The sequence below is a fragment of the Pediococcus acidilactici genome (assembly GCA_024970065.1).
Taxonomy (GTDB): Bacteria; Bacillota; Bacilli; order Lactobacillales; family Lactobacillaceae; genus Pediococcus; species Pediococcus acidilactici_A.
The window spans coordinates 17,839-38,320 of record CP103908.1 but is presented as its reverse complement, the minus strand read 5'-3'; the positions used below and the strand labels follow the sequence as shown (position 1 = coordinate 38,320).

General features: G+C 45.3%; 22 protein-coding genes. 2 read left to right on the top strand and 20 right to left on the bottom strand.

Annotated elements, in window-relative coordinates:
* Positions 1-105: 105 nt before the first annotated feature.
* Positions 106-744 (bottom strand): hemolysin III family protein, encoded by a 639-nt coding sequence (locus NYR25_00185; protein UWF33864.1) that lies wholly within the window; start codon positions 742-744, stop codon positions 106-108.
* 125 nt (positions 745-869) lie between these two features.
* Between NYR25_00185 and NYR25_00180 the strand changes: the two genes are divergently transcribed.
* On the top strand, positions 870-1,322 hold the full coding sequence (locus NYR25_00180; GenBank protein UWF33863.1) for a DUF1836 domain-containing protein: 453 nt from the start codon (positions 870-872) through the stop codon (positions 1,320-1,322).
* Between the two features lie 176 nt (positions 1,323-1,498).
* Here the strand turns inward: NYR25_00180 and NYR25_00175 are convergent, their stop codons facing one another.
* From NYR25_00175 to argF, 11 genes are all read right to left on the bottom strand, one after another.
* Complete coding sequence (locus NYR25_00175; protein ID UWF33862.1) at positions 1,499-1,774, bottom strand: type II toxin-antitoxin system RelE/ParE family toxin; 276 nt, start codon at positions 1,772-1,774, stop codon at positions 1,499-1,501.
* Complete coding sequence (locus NYR25_00170) at positions 1,771-2,016, bottom strand: DUF6290 family protein (protein UWF33861.1); 246 nt, start codon at positions 2,014-2,016, stop codon at positions 1,771-1,773. The genes NYR25_00175 and NYR25_00170 overlap by 4 nt, the downstream gene beginning before the upstream one ends.
* A 469-nt stretch (positions 2,017-2,485) precedes the next feature.
* Positions 2,486-2,806: a multidrug efflux SMR transporter gene (locus NYR25_00165; protein ID UWF33860.1), complete on the bottom strand. Its 321-nt coding sequence runs from the start codon at positions 2,804-2,806 to the stop codon at positions 2,486-2,488.
* A gap of 149 nt (positions 2,807-2,955) precedes the next feature.
* The gene (locus NYR25_00160) at positions 2,956-3,711 is read right to left on the bottom strand and encodes a MerR family transcriptional regulator (GenBank protein UWF33859.1); all 756 of its coding nucleotides are present in this window, start codon (positions 3,709-3,711) and stop codon (positions 2,956-2,958) included.
* A gap of 65 nt (positions 3,712-3,776) precedes the next feature.
* The gene (locus tag NYR25_00155; GenBank protein UWF33858.1) at positions 3,777-5,423 is read right to left on the bottom strand and encodes an aryl-sulfate sulfotransferase; all 1,647 of its coding nucleotides are present in this window, start codon (positions 5,421-5,423) and stop codon (positions 3,777-3,779) included.
* Positions 5,424-5,741: 318 nt separating this feature from the next.
* The gene (locus NYR25_00150; GenBank protein ID UWF33857.1) at positions 5,742-6,212 is read right to left on the bottom strand and encodes a hypothetical protein; all 471 of its coding nucleotides are present in this window, start codon (positions 6,210-6,212) and stop codon (positions 5,742-5,744) included.
* A gap of 24 nt (positions 6,213-6,236) precedes the next feature.
* Positions 6,237-7,484 carry a LysM peptidoglycan-binding domain-containing protein gene (locus tag NYR25_00145; GenBank protein ID UWF33856.1) on the bottom strand — a complete coding sequence of 416 codons (1,248 nt, stop codon included), beginning with the start codon at positions 7,482-7,484 and terminating at the stop codon, positions 6,237-6,239.
* A gap of 166 nt (positions 7,485-7,650) precedes the next feature.
* Positions 7,651-9,069: a basic amino acid/polyamine antiporter gene (locus tag NYR25_00140; GenBank protein UWF33855.1), complete on the bottom strand. Its 1,419-nt coding sequence runs from the start codon at positions 9,067-9,069 to the stop codon at positions 7,651-7,653.
* Positions 9,070-9,169: 100 nt separating this feature from the next.
* Positions 9,170-10,396: an arginine deiminase gene (gene arcA, locus NYR25_00135; GenBank protein UWF33854.1), complete on the bottom strand. Its 1,227-nt coding sequence runs from the start codon at positions 10,394-10,396 to the stop codon at positions 9,170-9,172.
* 52 nt (positions 10,397-10,448) lie between these two features.
* Positions 10,449-11,378 (bottom strand): carbamate kinase, encoded by a 930-nt coding sequence (gene arcC, locus NYR25_00130; protein ID UWF33853.1) that lies wholly within the window; start codon positions 11,376-11,378, stop codon positions 10,449-10,451.
* A gap of 12 nt (positions 11,379-11,390) precedes the next feature.
* The gene (argF, locus tag NYR25_00125; protein UWF33852.1) at positions 11,391-12,392 is read right to left on the bottom strand and encodes an ornithine carbamoyltransferase; all 1,002 of its coding nucleotides are present in this window, start codon (positions 12,390-12,392) and stop codon (positions 11,391-11,393) included.
* A gap of 312 nt (positions 12,393-12,704) precedes the next feature.
* On the opposite strand from argF, the gene NYR25_00120 reads away from it, so the two are divergent.
* Entirely contained in the window at positions 12,705-13,553 is an 849-nt protein-coding gene (locus NYR25_00120) for a response regulator (protein UWF33851.1), read from the top strand.
* Positions 13,554-13,738: 185 nt separating this feature from the next.
* On the opposite strand, the gene NYR25_00115 is transcribed toward NYR25_00120, so the two are convergent.
* The 8 genes from NYR25_00115 to NYR25_00080 form a co-directional block, all read right to left on the bottom strand.
* A complete protein-coding gene (locus NYR25_00115; protein UWF33850.1) occupies positions 13,739-14,287 on the bottom strand; it encodes an NAD(P)H-dependent oxidoreductase in 549 nt (182 codons plus the stop codon).
* 221 nt (positions 14,288-14,508) lie between these two features.
* Positions 14,509-15,693 (bottom strand): GNAT family N-acetyltransferase, encoded by a 1,185-nt coding sequence (locus NYR25_00110; protein UWF33849.1) that lies wholly within the window; start codon positions 15,691-15,693, stop codon positions 14,509-14,511.
* 21 nt (positions 15,694-15,714) lie between these two features.
* Positions 15,715-15,885: a hypothetical protein gene (locus NYR25_00105; GenBank protein UWF33848.1), complete on the bottom strand. Its 171-nt coding sequence runs from the start codon at positions 15,883-15,885 to the stop codon at positions 15,715-15,717.
* A gap of 2 nt (positions 15,886-15,887) precedes the next feature.
* Positions 15,888-17,123 carry a PTS transporter subunit EIIC gene (locus NYR25_00100; GenBank protein ID UWF33847.1) on the bottom strand — a complete coding sequence of 412 codons (1,236 nt, stop codon included), beginning with the start codon at positions 17,121-17,123 and terminating at the stop codon, positions 15,888-15,890.
* Between the two features lie 292 nt (positions 17,124-17,415).
* Positions 17,416-18,006, bottom strand: coding sequence for a helix-turn-helix domain-containing protein (locus NYR25_00095; GenBank protein UWF33846.1), 591 nt, complete (start codon positions 18,004-18,006; stop codon positions 17,416-17,418).
* A gap of 190 nt (positions 18,007-18,196) precedes the next feature.
* A complete protein-coding gene (locus NYR25_00090) occupies positions 18,197-18,874 on the bottom strand; it encodes an ABC transporter ATP-binding protein (GenBank protein ID UWF33845.1) in 678 nt (225 codons plus the stop codon).
* Between the two features lie 4 nt (positions 18,875-18,878).
* Positions 18,879-19,937, bottom strand: coding sequence for an ABC transporter permease (locus tag NYR25_00085; GenBank protein ID UWF33844.1), 1,059 nt, complete (start codon positions 19,935-19,937; stop codon positions 18,879-18,881).
* A gap of 2 nt (positions 19,938-19,939) precedes the next feature.
* The gene (locus tag NYR25_00080; protein ID UWF33843.1) at positions 19,940-20,443 is read right to left on the bottom strand and encodes a TetR/AcrR family transcriptional regulator; all 504 of its coding nucleotides are present in this window, start codon (positions 20,441-20,443) and stop codon (positions 19,940-19,942) included.
* Positions 20,444-20,482 lie beyond the last annotated feature (39 nt).

The following is a 20,482-nucleotide window of genomic DNA, read 5'->3' as shown; positions in this document are numbered from 1 at the left end:
TGACCCGTTTCGGTAATTGAACCAAAAATAGCACAAATAAAAAACGGCACCGGTTATTAACGGTGCCGCTTTCTTTTTCGCTATCGAATAAATATTCAATTATTTTCAGATATTTACGTAAATAGATACAAACATCATTGTCGTTCCCGCCATTACGAAGAAGTGCCAGATGAGGTGCAGTCCCGGAATTTTAGGGAAACTATATATAATTGCGCCGACGGTGAAGGTTACTCCACCGGCGACCAGCAACCAAAAGCCTAATGGCGACAAATTGGCGTAAAGGGTCTTCCCCGCCAACAAGCACAGCCAGCCCATCACCACGTAGATGGTCGTTTCCACCTTTTGAAAACGTCCCTTACTTAAAATGTGGGTGATGATGCCGGCAATTGCCATCGTCCAAATCGCGCTTAACATGATGATCCCCGTCCGGCGGGTTAAAAAAATCATGCAATACGGCGTATAAGTTCCCGCAATTAGTAAGAAAATGTTGCTGTGATCCAGTATCTGGAAAACTCGTTTAGCCTTCGTGAACGCGAGGCAGTGAAACAACGTGGACGCTAAGTATAACGACAGCAACGTGATGCCGTAAACCACTAGGCTAACCGTGTCCCGCGTCGGTAATCCGTTCGAAATCGATTTCATAATTAGCAATGCGACTAGCCCCAGACTAGCTACAAAGGCGACCCCGTGGGTAATCGCGTTCCAGATCTCATAGACCACTTGGCTTCTTTCAACTTTCTGCATTTTTAGTCCCCCCGTTTTGTATCCTTTGAATAACCTCATTATACATAGAATCGCATTCTACGTAAAGCGTAATCATTATCTATTTACCCATATACTATGTTATGATATTTTTGGAGGTTTATGCAATGAATACAGAAGACTATCAAAAGTGGTTGGGTGATTTTAAGCAGCTACGCTTACCCGCCTACCACGAATTCCCCGATTTAGCGCTGTACATGGACCAGGTCATTCAAGAGACCAACCGTTACCTAAAACCCATCCTCAACGCTGAAATCACTAAAACCATGATCAACAGTTACGTAAAAATGGGTCTCGTTCCGCACCCGCTCAAGAAAAAATACACCGCGGAACACCTTGCGTTAATCATGATGATTAGCGTTTTGAAAACTAGTTTTAGTTTGGACACCATCAAATCGCTACTGGCAACTGACGAGGTCGAAGCCCACTTCAACGAATTCGTGCACATTTTCAATCACGAAATCGCACACCTCGACGAAGCCGTCCAATCTTTCTCGCCTTTAGAGATGGCAATCCGGGCGGTACTTTATAAATTAATTTTGGAGCGCAAGCTGGGCTGATGCCGGTTTGTGCTTTTTTTGGTACATGGGGGTGGTTCTACTGCCGCCGTAGTCGAAACGCGCGAAAAAGTCCAACTCCCTGCGGCTAACCAAATTGGGGGATCAATCGCCTAAATCGCGATTAATCCCCCAATTCCGTTAGTCCTCAAGAGTTACCCGGACTTTGTCGCGCTCTTTTATTTTCTATCTGTATAAACATTATTCCGCAGACCAACTTTAATTACGTTGATGATCAATTCATCATCAACAATTTTTGCAATAATTCGGTACTTGCCAACACGATAACGCCATTCACTTGAACGATTAGCTGTTAATCCCTTGCCATGTATACGCGGATCCTCGCAACCATCCAAATTTTTGTCTATCCATCGAAAAAGGGTTCTAGCAACGGCCGGGTCAAGCTTTTTTAATTGCTTACGTGCGTTCTTGCTGAATAAGACTTTGTAAGTCATTTTTGTTTTTCACGCTCGATTCCCAATTCCTTAGCTACTTCGTCCATTGTATATCTAGTTCCATCATCTTCTTTAATGGCGTTATTGTAATCTTGTAAATCTAAAATATCTTCCACTTTTTCGGCTAATGCTTGTTGAGCAAAGCTGTTAAAACTTTCACCAGTAACTGCTAGATAATCATTAATGGCATCTGCAAGGTTAGCATTAATTCTCAATGACTTTGTTTTTGTTGAACTTGCCATATTAATTGAATCTCCTTTCGCTTTAAAAATAATAATTTATCTTTATCTACCATTGCATTGTAGCACAAATGTACTACATAAAGAATAAGAACGCTATTTTAATTTTTTATAGAAGTTCTACTGCTACATAGTCAAAACGCGCTCTGGAACCCAGCTCCCTCCGGTTAACCCAATTAAAGGACCAATCGCCTAACCCGCGATTAGTCCCTTAATTCTAAACGTTCTACTGCCGTCATAGTCGAAACGCGCGAAAAAGCCTAGCCCCCTCCGGTTAACCCAATTAAGGGATCAATCGCCTAACCCGCGATTAATCCCTTAATTTCTGAAGTTCTACTGCCGCCATAGTCGAAACGCGCTCTGGAACCCAGCTCCCTCCGGTTAACCCAATTAAAGGACTAATCGCCTAAACCGCGATTAGTCCTTTAATTATGTTAATCCTCATGAGCTACCCGGGTTCCGGAGCGCTCTTTTATTTTCCACTCGTCACCTTTATTCCAATAATCCCGATCACTAGCAATGCTACAAACAGCCACGTAATTGCTGGGAGGCGGTCCCTAAAGCAAATTACCCCCACTAGAATTGAGCCGACCGCCCCAATTCCCGTCCAAATCGGGTACGCCAAACTTAATGGCAAGTGTTTTACCGCCAAACCCAAAAAGACAAAACTGAGAATCATGCCGACCACCGTCACCACGCTTGCCCCGAATTGGCTAAACCCCTGGCTCATTTTCAGCGCCGTGGCCCACACCACTTCCAGAATTCCGGCAACTACCAAATATATCCACGTCATTAAAATCTCCTCCTAAACAAAAAAGGCATCTGTAAAGCTCTTCTCAGACCTAATGAGCTTTACAAATGCCAACCACCCGGTGGTGATTTCTTATTTTTTTAATTTAAGGACATCATAACAACTTTCAAATTCATTGGCAACTTTGCCAATTACCGCAGCTTCGCCAAAATCACTTCACTCAACAATTGACCAGCGCCCGCTTGGTCCGCCAACTCGTCGTAGTGCTTTTGGAAACGTTCGTCAGCTTGGTACATTTGCGCTAAGCTTTGGTGATAGGCTGGCGAATACCGTTTACCGACCATGATCTTGAGCCACTCCTGATGGGTGGTAAAAATCGCCGTCCTAGTAGCTTCGCTATCCTGCGTTAACGCCTCCCGCAACAAGGCGCCCAACTCTTTTTCAAGCGCGTCCGCCCTGTGTAATTGGGTTTCCGAAAGCGCTAGGTAGTGTTGGTTGGCGACTTCTACCGCCTTTTCGCCGTATTTTTGCCGAATTTCTTGACCAAATTGACTTTCGTTTTCCGCCAATCTTTGGGCCTTTAAACTGCTGAACTTTTCACTATCACTCATTTTGCCCACTCCCCTTAACATTTTGATGGAGGAGGTGATTGCCAAGTCCAAATCTTGGAGCCGGCGTTGCTTTTCCGCGATCCGGCGGCGTTGGCTTTCCAAAGCCACAATTTGTGTCGCCAACGGTTGCGCCATGATTGTCCGAATGGTTGCAAGCGGGACGTCCAACGTTTTAAAAAATAAAATGCGCTGCAACTCATTCACCTGGGCTTTCGTATACCAGCGGGTCCCTGCATTGGTTCGGCGGGCCGGCACCAATAGCCCGATCTGGTCATAATACCGTAACGTTCGCGAGCTAATCCCCGCCAACTTGGCTAAATCTTGGATGGAATACATCCCCTCACCTCCTCAAAAACATTATACGAGTTGCCGTAGCGTCAACTTCAAGTCTTTTTGGTAAATTATTTGGTTACGTCAAAATGGTAGTTCGGCGGGTAGAACTGAATCCGGTAGGCCCGGTAAGCGTAGGTCTTGTCGGCCGGATTATTACTCAAGGTCGCGTTAAAGACCTGGTTTCCGTCGCCGTCAACTTCCACGATGTTCGATTCCTTTCCGTCGTTTTTGTAGCCAAAATTAATCAAGGTATTTCCGTTAGCTAATCGCTGCGCATAACCGATGATTGGCGTAAAGTTTGCCTGCCCCAGTGATTCCCCGTACGACCATTTTTGGGTAACGGTCTTCTTTTGCTGGTCAATTTGGTAAACCGTGGCGGCGGAATACTTCCCGGAAGTCTTTTTATCCCCGTTTTGTACGGCAATGTTATTGTCATACAACATGATGGTTTCCTGGTCGCCCTTTTGGTCGAGAAGGTAGACGCCGTGTTGTCCGCCGGTAACCTTGGTATTGCCAGTCGGACTCAGAACCTTATTACGATATTTCACCGGCCAACTATTCTTGTCCTTCCCCGAGAAGACCCAGTCGAGCTTACCGGTAGCGTAATCTAACTGCATAACTAAATCTTGGTTCCGCGCCGAAACCAGCAGTTTGCCCGTCTTGGAATTATAGTCGAGCGCGTTAATGTGCAGCCAATCGGTACCAATGTTGCCGTCACTAGCCTTTTGCTTGCTATCTTGGTACATTGAAGCCGGTAAGATTTGCTTAAAGTCGAGCACCCGCACAATTTTACCAGTCTTCCGGTTCAGTTCCACGACCGTATCTTCGGTATATTTACTTCCGTCCGAAACCGTCAGCAATAAATTCCCGTTTGGCAGTTCGGCAATGTCGTGATGAATTACGGTTACCTCGTGACTAAGGTTGCCGCCGAGGGTGCCGTCAAAGGAATATTGCCGGTAAATCCGTCCTAGATAGTCGGTTTCCGTGAGAAGGTTGTATTTCCCATTTTCGGAACTCTTGTTTAAGACCATGATGTGACCGTTCTTGAGCTGTTCGAACATGTGCTGGTTCCAGTTGGTGGAGTACCAGCGAATCTGGCCGTCGGCGTCGATCGCGTAAACTTGTTTAGCGGTCCGGTCGACCAGGGTCAGCTCGTTATCACCAATTTGCATCTTCGACTTATCGTTCTTCGTCACCTTGACGTCATTTTGGTCGAGGTACTTCGGTAACTTGCCGGTCTTGATTTTAATTGTGCGAGTTTCTTTTTTACCGGATTGGTACTTCACGGTAATTTTTACAGTATTTTCGTAGTCCGCATATAAGCCGACAATCGGTAACTGGTGCTTAGTTTGGTACCCCTTCACCGAATTAGTGATTGAGGTCTTGTCCGATTTTCCTTCAATCGTGTAGCTAACTTTAGCTTTTTCCGGCGTTTTAAAGTATACCAACGCCGTTAATGGTGAAGTCTTGTACGGATTCACCTTTATGTATGGATTTTTTAAATCATAGTCGCCATCTTTAACAATTTTAGCGTACTTTTTGGTTAAGGCGGTGGTGCTATTCTCGGTAACTAACTGCGTTCCCAGATTTTTAATAATTTGCTCTTCGGATAGTAGGTCGGTTTTGGAGTGCACGGTGTATTCCCACCCCGCGACCGCAACCAACGCGACCACTAAAACAACCGCAAAAATTAGCCATCCCCGAATTTTTTTCACTACAGACCATCTCCTTTATTGATATGAACATTGCTGTAGTTTATCGGGGAAATGTGGTTTGAAAATGAAAAAGGTGGGAGCTTTTTTGAATCTTTTTATGAAACTCGCTGACGGAAAACGATTTATTGTTCATAGAAAGTTCGTAAAGCGGCTAAATTGCTAGTTAACTTTCATATTTTTGATTTTTTTCTAAAGACCACCCGTTTTTACCTTAAACTTTGGCAAAAAAATGGAAGCCTTTAGCTAAGCAGCTAAAAACTTCCATTCCCAAATTTTATTCTAATTTCACGGTTGCTTATTATTGTCGAACGCTCGGCATTACGACACCTTTTCGAAAACTACCTTATGCTTAACTTGGCCTTGGCCCGCCTTAGCAATTTGGTAAGTAAAGCTTCCCGCGGTGAACTTTTTGTTGGTTGCCAGAATGTGGTTGTATTGCCATTGGGAAACCTGCCCGTCCTTGGTTTCTTCCGCCAACGTCAAGGTACCCCCTTCGGCTTTATAGCTCCACGAAGCGTTCTTTTCCTGTGCTTTATATTCCCGGTCAAAACTACTTGCACTTTGCCCGGCCTTCTTTGCACTAGCTTTATTGGAACTAACCACCACGTGGTCGCCATTCTTCGCAAAGGTCACGTACAACGACTTATCCTTGGATAAACTCTGGTAAACGTAAGTATTGCCTGGAATCTTCTTTGCTACGGAGTGGCTCATATTCCAGTAGACGCCCCCGCCGACAATTAGCAATACGGCAACGATCAGCCCGAAAATGGTCCATTTTTTCTTCTTCATTTAATCAACAATCCCTCTCGTTAATTATTCGACATCGTCGTCTTCAACGTCCGCGTTCGTATCTACAGCTTGGTTACTGTCTTCATCTTCGTCGCTTTCGTCATCTTGCGAGTCGCTGTCTTCATCGCTATCGGTATCCGAATCGTCTTCGTTGCTGTCTTCGTCTTCAGAACTATCGGCATCTTCATCATCGGATGATTCGCTATCAACGTCACTGCTGTCTTCGTCGTCAGTATCGGCCGTGTCATCACTATCTGAGTCGTCATCCGACGTCAAACTTACGTTGAAGGTGAAGTCGCCGTCGTCCGCCGTAATCGTCAATTCGATTTCGTCAGCGTCGGTAACGTCCTTATCCTTATCGTCGTCCTTTAATTGTGCAACAATTTTATCAGCTAATTTCTTAGCGTTCTTTTCAGTTAATTGGTCACTGCCTATCGAGACGGTTTGGTCATCGTCATAAAGGGTGTCCGTATCAGAATCAGAGTCGGAGTCGGAATCTGTGTCAACGTCATCGTCGGTAGAGTCGGCGTCCTCGCTTTCGTCATCCGCATCTTTGCCCGTAAAGTCAACGGTCAACTGATCATCGTCCAAGTTCAATTTGTCCTTAATTTCATCTTGAATGGCATCTGAGAAGTCGGTTTCATCCAATTGGTCCGCATCTTCACTAGATTCTTTAGAAGCGTTATCCGAAGAAGATGATGATGATTTGTCATCAGCGTCGGGTTGCGGGTCCTTTGGTGATTCGTATTCGTTCTTCACGCTGTTATCGCTATTGTCAACGTGCTTGTTGGAGACTGGCGAAACGTCAATATTTACCGAGTGGTCGCTATTATCGGTAAAGTTATTGATGGTTACCTTCGTCTTTGCGACGTAGTTTCCGTCACCTTCATAGCTCCAGTCGCTAGGTACTTCGCCATCCCGGTTCAATACCAAAACGTCGCCTGCGTAAATCAAGTCGATGTTTTGGATGTGGTTGTCGTAAGCTAACTTGGCTACCGAAATTCCCGTTGCGTTAGAAATTCCTGAAAGAGTGTCTCCCCATTGGATCACGTATTGGTCGCCGTGTAAATTATTCACGTCAATATGTTGGGAACTGAGGTTATTACTAATTTCTTGGGAAGTATTGGCTACCCAATTAGTAATGTCGGCCCGTTCCGCGTTGGTTTGACTAGTGTAAAAGCTATCGGCTAGCGCGGTGGCTGATTGCAGTGTCAGTGGGGCAAACAATAAGGCACTTGCTAAAGCAGCACCCGCAACTCTTTTCTTATTCATTGAAAATCCTCCATTTGCGTTACAGTGTTTTAGCTACATTTTAATACTAACCCTTCATAAACACGTTTTCAATGAATATATTAATAATGATACAAAAAAATGCAGTGGCTTTCGCACACTGCATTCATGGACTGTAAAATAAATTATTTTTTAGCTCTTAGTATGTTTATGCAACTACGATAGTTCCGTTAATCACGAGATAAATAGCTACCACACTCAAAAGGAGGATTAATCCCATCACCGCTTTTTCTTTGCCACCAAGGTCGCGATGGTCTTCGCGAACAGCTTGGTAGTAAATGATGAAGCCGGGGATGAAACTAATTGAGACTAATAGCATTTGTTGCCATCCGGACAGGAACATGCAGGCGAGCATGAAGAGCGCGGAAAGCAACCCAATCGTGAATTGTCCCCATTCTTGGTGTTTGTGACTGTACTTCATTTGGTACAAACCTACAAAGAGGTACGAGAAGAGGATTGCCGCCGAAGCTAACGAGTAAGCAAAGTTGTAAGCTTCCGAAGTAAACAGTAAGGAGAACAAGAAGATTGTTTGTAAGATCGCGGTAATGTAAAGGGATGCGGTTGGCGCATTTTTCTCGTTCAACCGGCCCCAAAGTGAAGGCATTACCTTGTCTTTAGCGATCAACATGGTGGTTTCTGCTGGCAACATGGTCCAGGATAGCCAAGAAATCACGGTCGAAATAATCAAACCAACGTTGATGATCATCGCACCCCAATGACCGACGATCAATTCGAGGTCGTTTCCTAACGCCGGTTGGCTAGCTGAAGCCAATTGAGCCCGGGTCAAGGTTCCGTAAGGGATGATTGAAATCATTACGTAAATTGCTAACAACATGATAAAACCAATGATGGTTGCTTGTTGCGCTTGGCTACGGGTTTTAGCCCGGTGTCCCATAACGGACGCACCTTCAACCCCGATAAATACCCAGATCAATGTTGAAAGGGTTCCTTTAAGCTGGTCGAAAACTGAACCAGTAACCGTTCCCTTGGAGAAGTTGTTGGCCACGTTCCCCCAGAAGTCGGTGGTAAACATGTGTCCCTTAAAGAAGACGATCGTAATGATGATGAACAAGAACAACGGGATGACCTTGAAGAAGGTCCCGATGGTGTTTACGAATGACGCACTTTCCACTCCGCGGTTAACCAAGAGGGTCAGCGCCCAACAAAAGATAATTGCTAAAATAATCGACGGCATGTTTTGTCCGCCTCTAAAGGTCGGGATAAACGTTCCAATCGCGCTCATTAACATGGTCGCGAAGGCCACGTTTCCAAGCCAAGCTGATAGCCAGTAGGCCCAGCCGGAGATGAATTCTCCTAGCGGACCAAATCCGGCCCCCGCGTAACTGAAGATTCCGGCTTCCAGGTCCGGACGTTTTTCAGATAAATTATTTAACGACAATACTAGTAACAAAAAGCCGATGCCGACAAAAACCCACGATAGTAAGGCGGGTCCTGGAGCCGCCGCTGCCGCAACCGTATTGGTAATCCCGAAAATCCCGGTCCCAATACATGAACTAACGATCAACGCGGTCAGGCCCAGGCGGCCAATTCCGTTTTTATTCTCCATATTAATTCACTCCATTCCTGGACTTAGTAATCAAAAAGGCAAAAGCAAACTGCTTTGCTATTCATACCACAGTTCACTTCTGCCATTTAGCGTCTAATTTTTACTTTACATCTTCACGAACAATTGGGCAGGACATGCACCGTGGGCCGCCACGACCGCGTGATAATTCACTTGAACGAACTTCATGAACTAAGATGCCATGTTTGCGTAGCAAATCATTTGATACATAATTCCGGTCGTAAGTTACAACCTCACCTGGAGCAATTGCCAATGTGTTAGAACCATCGTTCCATTGTTCACGAGGAGCAACGATTGGATCACCATTTCCAGTTGGAATTAAATCAATTTCAGATTTATTCAAAGCTTTCTTCAAAACTTCTTTGATGTCGGTATGATGTTCCATCGTGATGCCGCCGTTTTGATCTGGATGCAATACCCAGTTGTCAACATGGCCGTCACCATCAAGAATTGCTGGATGTACTGTAAATTGGTCATGGTTGATCATGGTGAATACGGTATCCAAGTGCATCATTGCGTGGTTGTGTGGAATACCAATTGCAATGACGGTATCGTAATTAGAGTCCTTAAAGAGTTGACGAGTGATGTCTTCAATGGCGTCCGCCGTCGTCCGTTGGGAAACCCCAATTGCCAATACGTGATCGCTAAGTACCAATTCGTCCCCACCTTCAATGTGAGTTTCATGGTTCCGATCACGCCATACTTCAACTTTGCCAGCAAAGCGTGGGTGGTACTTGATGATGTATTCGGTAATCAATGATTCACGTTTCCGAGCGGTGAAAGTCATCTTGTTAATGGAAATTCCGTCGCCGATCGATGCTTGTGGGTCACGAGTAAAGTAAGCATTTGGCATTGGGTCCATCAAGAATGGCCATTCAGTATTTTCTGAAACCGATTGCAAATCTGGTTGTGCGATGTGGATGTCCGTACCACGAACCCCTTCGATGATTCGATCTACCATGGTTTGTGGGTCCATCGCTGACAAGTATTCCATCAAGCCGTCATGGGTTGCGCCAGCTACGTAGCCAGATTCCGCAATCATGCGTTCGAGGAATTCGTGACGAACACTTTCGTCAGCTAAAGCTTCCGCAGCCAATTTAGAGAAGTAAAGTACTTCAATTCCTTGGTCGCGTAAAGTCTTTGCAAAGAAATCGTGTTCTTCTTGAGCGATTGGTAAATATGGAATGTCATCAAATAATAACCGTTCCATATAGTCCGGCGTAATGTTTTCAATTTCACGCCCCGGACGATGCAACATAACCGTCTTAAGTTTACCGATTTCTGAGGTTACATGAATTGCTTGTGTCATGTCGATTCACTCCTTATCTATAAAATCTGTGTTTAGCAAGTTAAACGCGCATTTATTCGTGGATAACCGTGCCGAGTTTGCCCGCTAAAGCATCGTTCAATCCGCTTAGCGAAGTGATGATAGCTTTGCGTTCTGGGTGGCCTTTTACGAAGGACAAGCATGCTTGAATCTTTGGCAACATGCTTCCAGCAGCAAATTGGTCGTCGTCCATATATTGTTGGGCTTCAGCCACGCTCAACGATGTTAAGGCCTTTTCATCCGGTTGGTTGTAGTTTACGTAAACGTAATCTACCGCTGTCAAGATGATTAATTGGTCAGCATCAATGTTGTCAGCCAAAAGGGCGCTAGAACGGTCCTTGTCAATTACGGCCGGAACCCCTTTTAAGCCTTCGTCAGTCTCGATAACAGGAACCCCGCCACCGCCACCAGCGATAACTAGGTCGCCGCTTTCGATCAACGTCTTGATGCTATTTAATTCGATAATCTTCTTTGGAAGTGGTGAAGCAACTACTTGACGGTAGCCGCGACCAGCGTCTTCCACGAAGGTATATCCCTTTTCCTTGGCAATTTGGTCAGCCTGTTCCTTGCTGTAGAAATCACCGACCGGCTTAGTTGGCTTTTCAAAAGCCGGGTCGTCTTGGTCTACGGCAATTTGGGTGATCGCAGTTACCACGTTTTTTTGCATCCCCCGATGGTGAATTTCGTTCTGCAAACTTTGTTGTAAGTGGTAACCAATGTAGCCTTGGCTCATTGCCCCACATTCGGGGAATGGGAATGCTGCGGTTTTGCCATGTTCGGCCGCGTAGTTCATTCCAAGGTTAATTTGTCCAACTTGTGGACCGTTTCCGTGACTAATGACAACTTGGTTATCGCCATTCATCAGCCCGATTAATGATGAAGCGGTGTTTTTAACCAGCTTCAATTGCTCTTCGGGACTCTTCCCGAGCGCATTGCCACCGAGGGCAACTACCATTTTTGTCATTACGATAACCTCCTAGTCACCTAATGTAGCAACCATAACAGCTTTGATGGTGTGCATCCGGTTTTCAGCTTCTTGGAATACTACCGAACGGTCACTTTCAAAGACTTCGTCAGTAACTTCCATTTCAGAAAGGCCGAATTTTTCTTGAATCTTCTTACCAACTTCAGTGTCTGTATTGTGGAATGCAGGTAAGCAGTGTTCGAAGATTGCGTTTGGATTTTCAGTTGCGTCCATAACCGCTTTGTTTACTTGGTATGGCTTCAATAGGTCGATACGTTTTTGCCACATTTCGTCTGGTTCACCCATGGATACCCAAACGTCAGCGTAGATTACGTCCATGCCTTTAACACCACTCTTGATGTCGTTTGTAACCACGATCTTAGCACCAGTCTTAGCAGCAATTTCGTTTGCTTGGTCAAGAACTTCCTTTGTAGGTTCAAGTTCTTTAGGAGTTACTACGTGGTATTCCATACCCATAACAGCAGCACCGAGCATCAAAGCGTTTGATACGTTATCTTGTCCGTCACCAACGAAGGCAAACTTAATGTCCTTGTATTCCTTCTTAAGTACTTCTTTAGCAGTCATGAAGTCTGCAAGTACTTGAGTTGGGTGGTCTTCATCAGTTAAACCATTCCAAACTGGAACACCTGAGTATTTTGCTAAAGTTTCTGCTGAACGTTGTGAGAATCCACGGTATTCGATACCATCGAACATGCCGCCTAATACACGAGCAGTATCCTTAACTGATTCCTTGTAACCAATGTGTGATCCAGAAGGGCCAAGGTATGTTACGTGAGCTCCTTCATCCTTTGCTCCAACTTCGAAAGCACAACGTGTACGTGTGGAACTCTTTTCAAAAATTAAAGCAATGTTCTTGCCAGCAAGCCGCTTGCCTTCAGTACCTGCGTACTTTGCCTTTTTAAGATCTTCTGCTAAATTAAGCATGTATTCCATTTCGCGAGTATTGAAATCTGCAAGAGTTAAGAAACTCCGATTACGTAAATTAAATGCCATTGAAAACATCCTCCTTAAGGTGACTATTTATCTTTATTACACTTATAATGATAGTAAGCGGTTTCACGACACCTTAAGATTTAACCTTAAATTCCATGAAATCGTTTTAATTCGCGTACTTACTTGACATAGGGCACGTTTTACGTGTATAAAATTGCATTGCAGAGTGTATAATTTGGATAAAATGATCGTTTGATTTGAAAAAAATTCCATTATTCTATAGTCTTGATGTATAAACATTGTATAAAACGTTTTGTTTCGTATTACTTCACGAAACATCACGATTGTTCAATAATAGGAGGCCATTTAACCATGAACTTTTACCTTTTTGAAAACGATTCCCGTCACACCACTACGATTCGGGATCTCATCGAAGCTGATTTTAATAATAACCTAGTGGGCATCGGGGTTTCCCCTACCCAGGCGTACGACGATTTGCTCCAATTACGCGTCGACATCATGATTATTAGCAGCAACGATCCGGAAGTCGGCATTCAATTGATCAAGCGGCTCGAGCAGGTCCAGATTAAACCCCACTACATCATGATTAGTTCGGCTGAGGATCTTGCTACTAAGGAATCCGCCTACCACGCGGGAATCGATTTCTTCCTAGAACATCCGATTAGCCCGGTGGAATTCAAACACGTCACCCGGCTCGTGGCCTCCTATTGCCAACAAATTAGCAAGCTTTCTGAAATTTATAACATCACGTCGCAAGTAGTGACGCCCTTTAACCGGCCGCAGTCCGAACACCGGTTACAAATGGACCGGGTCAACGCCATCTTGCGCTTCCTAGGTATCGCGTCCGAAACCGGCAACAAGGAAATTTTGAAAATTATCCGCATCATGGTCGACCAAAACATTTCCTTTTCCAGCATCGACTTCCAACGCGACCTGGGACTCGACGAGCACGAAAAGAAAATCGTCTACCAGCGCATTCGACGAGCGTTGCGGGTGGGGATCACCAACCTGGCCGGAATGTGCAACGAATATTCCGAAAACGAAATTTTACTGGAATATGCTAACGCGCTCTTCGAATACCAAAACGTCTACATTGAAATTCAAAAGATGCGTCACGAAGACGTCCCTAACGGCCAAATTTCTCTCCAACACTTTTTCGACGGTCTTTTGCAAGAAAGTCACGGAAAACTTTCCATTTAGCCCCCTTATATATAGTAGAAACTAATTAAACATCGTTTGGCGATGTTTTATTTTTGGGTGATTGTATACCCTATTCAATTTGTACCCCGGTTATTTTTCGCAACTCCACCCCCAACTTTACGACCACCAAAAAGGCGCTCCCTTCAAATGCGGGAACGCCTCGTTAAAAATTGTTAATCGCCTTATTAATCCGTAAACCGGTGTAAGAACTTTAAGTACGCCGTGACGATTTGACTAAAGAATTTTTGGGTTGCTTCGTCAATTTGGTCGCCATCCATGTGCTGCATGATGTTTCCGATGTAAGCTTCGGGTTGTTGCAATACCGGCATGTTAACGAAGGTCAACGATTGCCGCAAATGATGGTTAGCGCCAAATCCGCCAATTCCACCAGGGGAGACCGTTACCACGAGGGCTGGTTTGCCATCCCAGACGTTTTGGCCCATCGGTCGGGAACCTACGTCAATCGCATTTTTCAACGCCGCGGGAACCGAACGGTTGTATTCGGGAGTAAAGAACATCACCCCATCCACGCTTTGAACCGCCTGCCGCAAATTTTGCCAAGCCTTTGGCGGGTTGTCCGTATCCAAATCTTCGTTATACAACGGTAAATCGCCAACTTCAATCCAAACTGGTTCCACGTCGTGCGGAAGTAACTTTTCAAACGTTTGGGCCACTAGTCGGTTAAAGGAGCCCTTTCGTAAACTACCAACCATAATACCAATTTTTAAAGCCATAATAATTCCTCCTTTTAACCAAAAAAACATTAATCAAATCGGTTCACGTCTAGTATAGCTAAATCGTTTCCAAAAAGTTAGTAATGTGCACTTTTTTCTCCGACTTCTTGAAGTTACGCGTTCCATCAAGTTTAAGGGGAAAATTGAGCGCCTATTCGCGATCATGATCGCAAAAAAAATACTTCCCTAGAAGCTAAACTTCCCGAGAAGTACTTTTGGTTTTAGAAGTAGTCCCACAACATTGGGGATTCTTTGCGCAATGCGTTATCTAAACTTTCAATGGCCGCGTACGTTCCGCGAATGGCGCCGACCCGGTTCAAATGTCCTAAGGAACGGTAGCCGAGGAACGCCTTGGTCAATTCTTGAATCGAGAGACGTATGTCCGCCATGTTGGTTTCGTTATCACTAATTTTTTCAAAACTCGTACCGTGACTGTTGATCATCAGCCGCCAAATTCCGTTATTTTCCGGAATCATTTGGTCAGTGACCGCCAGTCGAATGCTCTTAACCTTGCTTAAAAATGGATAATCTTGGACGAAGGTGGCTAGATTAATAATCCGGGCCATCATGTACGGCTTAATTTGAACGTTCACGGTTTCAGGCTTTTGTAAAATATCCGGACGTCCCACCGGATCCCCACTCACGTACTCAAAATTAAAGTACATCGACTCGTGTTGGCAAATAAACCGGGCCAAATTCTGGAAGCTCTCCCAGTTGGTGTACATGATTTCTTGGATGTAAAAGGTGGTGTCGATTCCTTCGTAAATCACGTACCCGGCCGCGGAATGGGCATCGTCAAAGTAGACGCCCACTTGCCAATGTGGATGCTTAAGGACGAGGTAATCCCACCACCAGTCTGCCCGCACCAATCCGGCGTTGTGGCTATCCGGGTTGTTATTGTAGAGTTCCTTAATGTACGGAATTGCGTCCTTGAGGCTCAGCCGTTCCATCGTCCCGGCTTTGGAATCTACCCGAATGCGCGGCAAATCAGTATTTTTCACCTGGTAGATCGTCTGGTCAAACACTTCTTCATAACCAAACCGACGGTAAAATTCATACGAAAACGGCGCTAGGTAAGAGAGGGCCACTTTGTCTTCCAGCATATCTTGAAACGCCTGGTGCATTAGCTTAGTGATTGCCCCGTGGCCCCCGTATTCGGGGTAACTCATCACGTCCCCGATCCCGTTCATCTTATATTTCACCCCGTGAAAGTTGACCTGAAAGGGGATGCTGAGCATCCCGCTTCCTAACCTCCCGTCATACCTGATGCCATACTTTACGGCGTGTTGGTAACGGTGGTCGAAGAACGCCCGCCGTTGCGCACTATCTGGATTGGTAAATGCGTACAAGTATAGCTGATAGAAATCATTTAAATCTTTTTTCGTTAACCGTTCTAATTTATCCATTTTCAATCCCTCTACTTTAGCTTAAGCGTGTTTTTTCAGCGCAATCCCGAGGCCCAAAAAGACCAGCAAACTGACCGCCGACATAGCCCGTTCCACGGTCAGACTGCTTAAGGACAGCTTCGTTAAAACAATTGCACTGCTAATCATGAAGAGTGCACCCACGGCACCATATTTAATTAACCTCTTAACCATTATTATCCCTCTTTAAGTTCTTGTTGCACCATTTGTTTTTCAGCAACTTTGAAGAATGGGTAGTAGAGTACGCCCGCAATCACTAGTTCGATTGCCGACCATACTCCGGCACGCCAATCCCAACCGGTGGCCATTAACGGTCCGATAATCGGTGGCATCGTCCACGGCACCATCATTACGGCTGGCCGAATTAGGTGCACGGCCATTAATAGGTACGTCGTAATCGTCAGCACTTGTGGAACCACGATAAACGGAATTAAGGTGATCGGGTTCATAACCACCGGAAAACCAAAGATTACCGGCTCGTTAATTTCAAATAAGGCGCTTGGGAAGGCTACCTTTCCTAACTCCCGGTAGGCCTTACTCTTAGAAGAAAGCATCCAAAAGACCAGCATGATGGTTGCACCAGTTCCCCCTACGTTAACGAACAGGCTCGAAAATCCGAGGGAGGTTATGTACGGAATCGTTTGATGATGCGCGTACGCAACCCCGTTGGCAGCCAAAAATTGTAAGAAAATCGGGTCCGAAATTCCTTGCAAAGTCATGTCCCCGTGAATTCCGGCAACCCATAAAATGCTAACCAAAAGGGTGTAGAACATAATTCCCGGCAAGCTGTTCATCGCGAACAACAACGGGTGGAAAATACTTTGAATAAAGTGATTAATATCGAAATGAAGCGGGACCCGCAATCCCCAGAAAAATAGCAAAATCAAAAATGCGGGTGTTAACGAAGCAAATGACTGACTAACCGCCGCAGGAACTCCCTTTGGCAACTTGATAATCCAATCCTTCTTCACGAATAATCGCAAGATCGAAACTGAAATAAATGAACAAACAATTGCGGTAAACAAACCAGAAGAAGCGAAATTATCCGTATCGAGCGTCAATTTACTATTAAACGAAGTCACGATGAACGCCATGGTCGACAACCCCGCGCCGTTGATTGCATCTAAATCAAGCGCCTTTGCCAACTCGTAGCCAATTCCAATCGTGGCTAACAAAGAAATAATCCCAAACGAGCCGTTAACCGCGACCCCCATCGCCCCCATGTACGGCTTCATAAAGTTCGTCCATGCCGGAATCGGGATGTTCGCGATAATCAAGAAAATCGATCCACTAATGACGGCTGGCAAGGTCAATACCAAGCCGTTTCGAATCGAAACTAAGTACTTATTGTTCCCCGCCTTAGCCAGCGGTGGCATCAAACTAGTTTGAAGCCAATTCATAAAATTATTCATCTGCGGTTCCTCCTAACCACGGTAACCTACCAAAAATCTAACTCAACCAACAGACTAAGTATAGAAATCTTTTTGTTAAATGTAAACCCTTTCATAAAAAGATTGGACAATTTCTGGTTAGTTTTTCCAGAATCAAGCGTTAAAAAGTCATTTTTTAGACTGGTATATACCTATTATCAAGAGCTGACCGACTGCTGATTCACGACTGCAATAAAAAAGACCGACCCCGTTGTACCCAAGAAGTTGCGTCGAAGACTAACTCTTGGAGCACCCCACTGTCGATCTAAGTTACCTAGCGATAAATTGCTTTGAGATTATACCGCACGTATTTTTTAAAAAAGTTGGCCAAGTAAAATGTCGCGTTCTTTGCCATCGGCCACATTGAAATGCCGATTCCGCAAAAAATTAACGATAGCGGCACTTCATACCACGTCAAACTTTCGGGCCACGGAAGGTGGTACGCCATTACCGCTAGCCATTCCACAAATAGTAACAGCGGTGCACCAATAAAAGCTACCATAGTAACCCATAAACCTACTAAAATGCCGATCACCGCGACGACTGCTCCCGCCGTGAACAAAACGTTAAACCAAAAGATACCGAATAACGCCATCCAATTAACTTGCTTCATTGGATCTCCTTCTTCCTGAACTGGATTAAGAAGGGATGTATTGATCAATTCATCAATCGACACGCCATAAAGTTCCGCTAAGTCCTTTAACGCATAGATGTTAGGAATCGTCTTCCCCTGCTCCCAACGCGAAATGGTTTGCCGCGTCACGTACAGCTGCCTCGCCACCTCCGCTTGGGTTAAGTGACGATCTTGTCGTACCTTTTGTAATGCCGGTCCGATTGACATTTGATCAACTCCTTCTGGCTTCATTCTGCCATATTCCGCAGTTTTGCCAAGCAACAACCCTGTTACACGCCCCGATACCGCGGTTTTTTTAACTTCAATTCATTTTACGTTAAACTTCACTGAAGTTAAAGTGAAGTTCAACCAAAAAAGAACTTCGCGAAATGCGAAGCCCTTTTTGGAATTAACGAGTTTTTCTTAGTACCAGCAAATCTATTTAAAGTGTTTCGGCACTCAAAACCCCGTCGTTAATCTTAAACATTTGATCCGCGTAATCCTTTAAGCGCATGTCGTGAGTAACGATTACGACCGCCTTATTATGTTCGTGGGCGAGCCGGGCAAACATCTTGCCGACTTCCTTTACCCGAGAACTATCTAATGCTGCCGTAGGCTCGTCCGCTAGGATAATCGACGGGTCCGGATACAAAGCTCGGGCGATGGCCACCCGTTGTTGTTGCCCACCAGACAGTTCGGTAGGGTATTTGTCTACCAAATCTTCAACACCCAGTTGCGTGAGCAAGTCGTTTAATTCTGCTTGTGATAGGTTATGGTCCTTTTTGACCTTATCAACCAACTTAAACTGATCCTTAACCGTTAAGAAAGGCAACAGGTGGTAGTTTTGCAACACAAACCCAATTTCGTTGAGCCGCAACTTTTCTAACGCCTTCCGCGAACTGTCCTGGTAGTCGTGGCCGTTGACCTTAACCTTTCCGCTCGTCGGGGTCCGCAAACCGCCGGCAATCGTCAAGAAAGTACTCTTTCCGGAACCACTTGGCCCAATAATTAAGCTTAGGGTTCCCGCTTCCGCCTTGAAATCAATGTCGTGAAGCACGTGCACTTCGGCGATGCCCTTCCCGTAAATCTGGTTGATACCGTTCATTTCAATTGCTGCCATGGTCTTATCCTCCAATCACACTTACCGGGTCTAGTTTGATGACGCTACGAATCGGAACTAACGCCCCTAAGAGTGCCGTAATTACCAAACCAACGCCCACCGCCGTCAGCATTGGTACGTCAAAGGCCATTGGGACCGCTGGAGGCAATACCGCCGCTGTCGCAATCGTCAACAGGGTTCCGATAATAATTCCGCTAACTACCAATACCAATGATTGCGCAATCGTGCTCCACGCGATTACCCGGCTCGGAATTCCTTGAGCCCGTAAAACCGCATAGTTAGGCAACTTCTGGATTGTCAAAATGTATAGGAAAATCGCAATCACAATCAATGAAATGGCCATCAGGAAGCCAATCATTAAAGCAAAGGTCATATTTTGCGCGGAATATCCCGGTAATTTCTGGATAAACGCCTTTTTAGAGTAGGTCTTTAACGGTTTTTTCACCTTTAAATCGGTCGTCTTAGAAACGATCGCACTGGCCTTGGTTTGTGGCATGGCCCGTTTCAAATCCCGCCAATCATCCAACGTACCGTAAATAACCGGCGCGATGTTTAGCTTCGCGTTACGGGTGAACCCGACGATCTTAAAGGTCTGGTCCGCGTCGTTTAACTTCAGCCGATCCCCAATTTTATAACCGCTTTGTTTAAACTTTTCGTCGACGACCACTTCATGATCACGTTTAACTTTGTGTCCGCTGGTCAACTTCAGTTGTTTAGCGATGAATTGATCGTTTTGGATTCCCACGAAGGAAGACGAAATTTTTTCGTGCTTGCCCTCCTTCGCCACCACTGAAATTTGGCCGATCAGGGCATCGTTTTTGGTCAGCTTTTGATCCTTAACCTGCTGATCCGTAATTAATGACTGGCTCAAATTGACGTTAGCGTCTTGGTTCAAAACTACCGAATTAATCTTCCAAGAGTTAATGGCATCGGTATTTTGGTGCGCCAATCCTAAGGCCAGGCTAGTCAAAATAAAAATCAGGTAGCTAATCAGGACAATCATGCCGATAATTAGCGAATACCGCAACTTTTCGCGTTTAATCTCCTTTAAAGCTAAAAACATATCTATTCCTCCAGAATTTTTAGGATCGTGGTTAACTGTGCTAAACGAGCTTCCGCGGTTTCCGGTTCCACGATGGCTCCGCGTAGCGTGTCATGTACCAAGGTTTGTTGTGCCCATTGCCGTGCGCCGCCAGTCTTGACCGGAGCAATCCAGTGGGCAACGTACGCTTCGTTATGACGAAAATGCATCTGCAGTAACCGATAATACTTACTAGATTGCGCATTCTCGACGAAGTCCCGCACCGTGGACACCAGCGCGGGGTCCCGAGCCATCTTCCCGTGAACGGATTGGTGAATATCGTGCATGGCTACTTGGTAGATGTAGCGGTACGCATCAATTAAATCGGCAAAATAATTATAAAACGCCCCACGCGAAATTCCCGCGTCCTTGACGATGCGAGCAACCTGGGCCTCTGCAACCGGATAACGAGAAAATTCCGCTAAAAGAGCCGCTTCAATCGCCGCTTTTTTAGTTGGCTTTAACTTCACCAGCGTTTCTGAGGGCACCCTTGCCACCTCCTTAAACAAAAATGACACCGTGTCAAT